Origin of the sequence: Aromatoleum diolicum (genome assembly GCF_012910955.1) — a bacterium.
Lineage (GTDB): Bacteria > Pseudomonadota > Gammaproteobacteria > Burkholderiales > Rhodocyclaceae > Aromatoleum > Aromatoleum diolicum.
In genome coordinates this window covers 1-3,651 of record NZ_WTVQ01000087.1, presented here as the reverse complement: position 1 = coordinate 3,651, position 3,651 = coordinate 1, and the positions used below count along the sequence as shown (strand labels likewise).

Sequence of the window (3,651 nt, the reverse complement as noted above, 5' to 3'; positions counted from 1 at the left end):
GGCCAGCTTGTCCTGATGCTTGCCCCCCAGGCCGAGATAGGCCTCGATGACGCGCGGATCGTCGGCGAGCTGCTTGGCCGGCCCTTCCATCGCGATCTCGCCGGTCTCGAGCACGTAGGCGTAGTCGGCGACCTGCAGCGCCGCGCGCGCGTTCTGCTCCACCAGCAGGATCGACACGCCGCGCCGGCGCAGCTCGCTGATGATGCGGAAGATCTCGCGCACGATCAGCGGCGCGAGCCCCAGGCTCGGTTCGTCGAGCATCAGGAGCTTCGGCTTCGCCATCAGCGCGCGCCCGACCGCGAGCATCTGCCGCTCGCCCCCCGACAACGTGCCGGCGAACTGGCTGCGCCGCTCCTTCAGGCGCGGGAACAGATGAAAGACTTCCTCCATCGTCTGCGGGTGGTCGCGCAGGCCCGAGCGGTAGCGCTGGAAGGCGCCCAGCAGGAGGTTGTCCTCGACGCTCATCTCGCCGAAGAGTTCGCGTTTCTCGGGCACCAGGTTCATGCCGCGCGCGACCATGCGCTCGACCCGCGGCACGAGTTCCACTTCGCCGTCGAAGCTGACCTGGCCGCGCGACTCGAGCACGCCCATGATCGCCGAGAGCATCGTCGTCTTGCCCGCGCCGTTGGGGCCGATGACGGTGACGATCTGGCCTTCGCCGACTTTCAGGTTGGCGTTCGACAAGGCTTCCACCTTGCCGTAGGCGACGCACAGGTCGCGCACTTCGAGCACCGTGCGGGGGGGCGCCGGCGCAGGCTCGGCGGCCGGGACGATCGCGTCCTGCAGTTCCACGCTCATGCCGTTCATTCCACACCTCCCAGATAGGCTTCGAGCACCGCGGGGTTCTGTTGCACTTCCTCGGGGAGCCCCTCGGCGATCTTCTCGCCGAATTCCATGACGACGATGCGATCGACGAGGCCCATGACGAAGTCCATGTCGTGCTCGACCAGCAGGATCCCCATGCCCTCGCCGCGCAGCTTCCGGAGGAGCTCCGCAAGCGCCTGCTTTTCCTTGAAGCGCAGGCCCGCGGCCGGTTCGTCGAGGAGCAGCAGGCAGGGGTCGGCGGCGAGCGCGCGGGCGATCTCGAGGATGCGCTGCTGACCCAGCGCGAGGCTGCCGGCGGCGTCGAACATGTGTTCGGCGAGCCCCACGCGTTCGATCTGGCGTGCCGCTTCGTTGAGCAGGCGCGCTTCCTCCGCCCGGTCGAGGCGCCACGCGGACGGGAACACGCCCTTGTCGCCGCGCAGGTGCGCGCCGATGGCGACGTTCTCGAGCACGCTCATGGTCGGCAAGAGCTTGACGTGCTGGAAGGTGCGGCTCATGCCCATGCGCGCGATCTCGCGCGAACCGCGCCCGGCCACCGGTCGCCCGAGGAACAGCACTTCGCCCGAGGTCGGGGTGTCGACGCCCGACATCTGGTTGAACATGGTGCTCTTGCCGGCCCCGTTGGGGCCGATCAGCGCCATGATCTCGCCGGCGCGCACGGTGAGGCTCATGTTGTTGTTGGCCACGAGGCCGCCGAACTTCCTCGTGACCTCCTTCGCCTCGAGGATCACTTCCCCGCGCGCGGGCAAGGCTTTGCGCGGCAGCGGTTCGGCGGCGGCGTCGAGCTTGCGCCGCGTGGCGCGCACCGGCACGAGGCGGGCCACGAGCGGCCACAGGCCGTCGCGCGCGCGCTGCAGGATGACGATCATCATCAGGCCGAAGAAGATCACCTCGAAGTTGCCGCTCTGGCCGAAGAGCCTGGGCAGGATGTCCTGCAGCCACTGCTTGGCGACGGTGATGACGCCCGCGCCGAGCAGCGCCCCCCAGACGTGGCCGGCGCCGCCGACGACCGCCATGAAGAGGTACTCGATGCCGATGTGCAGGCCGAACGGGGTCGGGTTCACGAAGCGCTGCATGTGCGCGTACAGCCACCCCGAGGCGCAGGCGTGCAGCGCCGCGATGACGAAGATCACCATGCGCGAGCGGGCGGTGTTCACGCCCATCGCCTCGGCCATCACCATGCCGCCCTTGAGCGCCCGGATCGCGCGCCCTTCACGCGAGTCGAGCAGGTTCTGGGTGGTGAGCACCGCCGACAGCAGGAAGGCCCAGATGAGATAAAAAATCTGGCTGCCGTCGGTGAGTTCATAGCCGAACACCGCGATCGGCGGCACGCCGGTGAGCCCCGTGTGGCCGCCCAGCGTTTCGAGGGTGCCGAACAGGAAATACAGGCTGATGCCCCACGCGATGGTGCCCAGTGGCAGGTAGTGGCCCGACAGGCGCAGCGTGAGCGAGCCGAGCACGAGGGCCACGGTGGCGGTGAACACGAGGCCGACGACGAGCGCGAGCCACGGCGAGCCGCCCGCCCACGCGAGCCAGGCGGGCAAGTCGGTGGCGGTGGTGAGCACCGCGGTAGTGTAGGCGCCCAGGCCCACGAAGGCGGCCTGGCCGAAGCTCGTGAGGCCGCCGACGCCGGTCAGCAGCACCAGGCCGAGCGCCACCAGCGCATACAAGCCGATGTAGTTCAACAGCGTGACGTAGAACGGCGGCATCACCAGTGGCGCCACCAGCAGCAGGGCGAGGAAGGCGCCCAGCACGGCGCGGGGGGAGAGCATCGGCTTCATTCCTCTTCCTCCACGTGGTGGCTGGTGAAGGAGCGCCACAGCAGTACCGGGATGATCAGGGTGAACACGATGACTTCCTTGTAGGCGCTGGCCCAGAACGAGCTGAAGGCTTCGAGCAGCCCGACCAGCACGGCGCCGGCGGCGGCGATCGGGTAGCTGGCGAGGCCGCCGACGATGGCGGCCACAAACCCTTTGAGCCCGATCAGGAAGCCGGTGTCGTAGTAGATGGTGGTGATGGGGGCGATCAGCACGCCGGAGAGCGTGCCGATCAGCGCCGCGAGCAGGAAGGTGAGGCGCCCGGCGAGCGCCGGCGAGATGCCCATCAGGCGCGCGCCGTTGCGGTTCATCGCGGTGGCGCGCAGCGCCTTGCCGTAGATCGTGCGGCCGAAGAACTGGTAGAGGGCGACGATCAGCACCACCGAGGAGGCGATCACCCAGATCGTCTGGCCGTTGATCATCATCGGGCCGAGATCGAAGCGGGCATCGGAGAAGGCCGGCGTGCGCGAGCCTTCGGCGCCGAAGAACAGGAGCCCGAGGCCGACCATGCCCACATGCACCGCGACCGACACGATCAGCAGGATCAGCACCGGGGCGGCGGCGATCGGCTGGTAGATCAGGCGGTACATCAGCGGGCCCATCGGCACCACCACCAGCAGCGCCAGCAGCACCTGCAGCGGCAGCGCCAGGGTCGCCAGCGGCAGCGCATAGAGCAGCGCCGCGAGCACGCCCGGGTAGGCGACGTTCCAGCCCAGTACGCCGGCGAGGCGCCCCTTCTGGCCGCTGGCGAGCGCGCCGCGGGCATCGATGGCCGCCGCCAGCACGCCGCTGCCCAGCAAGAGCCACAACGTCGCCGGCACCGTGCCGGCCTGGATCATGACGAGAGTCAGCGCGCCATAGGCGACGAACTCTCCCTGCGGAATGAAGATCACCCGCGTCACGGCAAACACCAGCACCAGCGCGAGCGCGAGCAGCGCATAAATCGCACCGTTGGTGATGCCGTCCTGTGCGAGCAACAGCGCTATCTGGAAATCCATGGACGAACCCC

The 3,651-nt window shown here is 68.8% G+C and carries 3 protein-coding genes; all 3 read right to left on the bottom strand.

Translation table 11 applies throughout. The annotated features are described in order from the left end of the window. On the bottom strand, positions 1-798 hold a 798-nt coding region (locus GPA25_RS23410), incomplete at its 3' end, for an ABC transporter ATP-binding protein (protein WP_169262801.1). A 5-nt stretch (positions 799-803) separates the two neighbouring features. Next, positions 804-2,597: a branched-chain amino acid ABC transporter ATP-binding protein/permease gene (locus tag GPA25_RS23405; protein WP_169262800.1), complete on the bottom strand. Its 1,794-nt coding sequence runs from the start codon at positions 2,595-2,597 to the stop codon at positions 804-806. Between the two features lie 5 nt (positions 2,598-2,602). Beyond that, a complete protein-coding gene (locus tag GPA25_RS23400) occupies positions 2,603-3,640 on the bottom strand; it encodes a branched-chain amino acid ABC transporter permease (protein ID WP_169262799.1) in 1,038 nt (345 codons plus the stop codon). Positions 3,641-3,651: the final 11 nt, after the last annotated feature.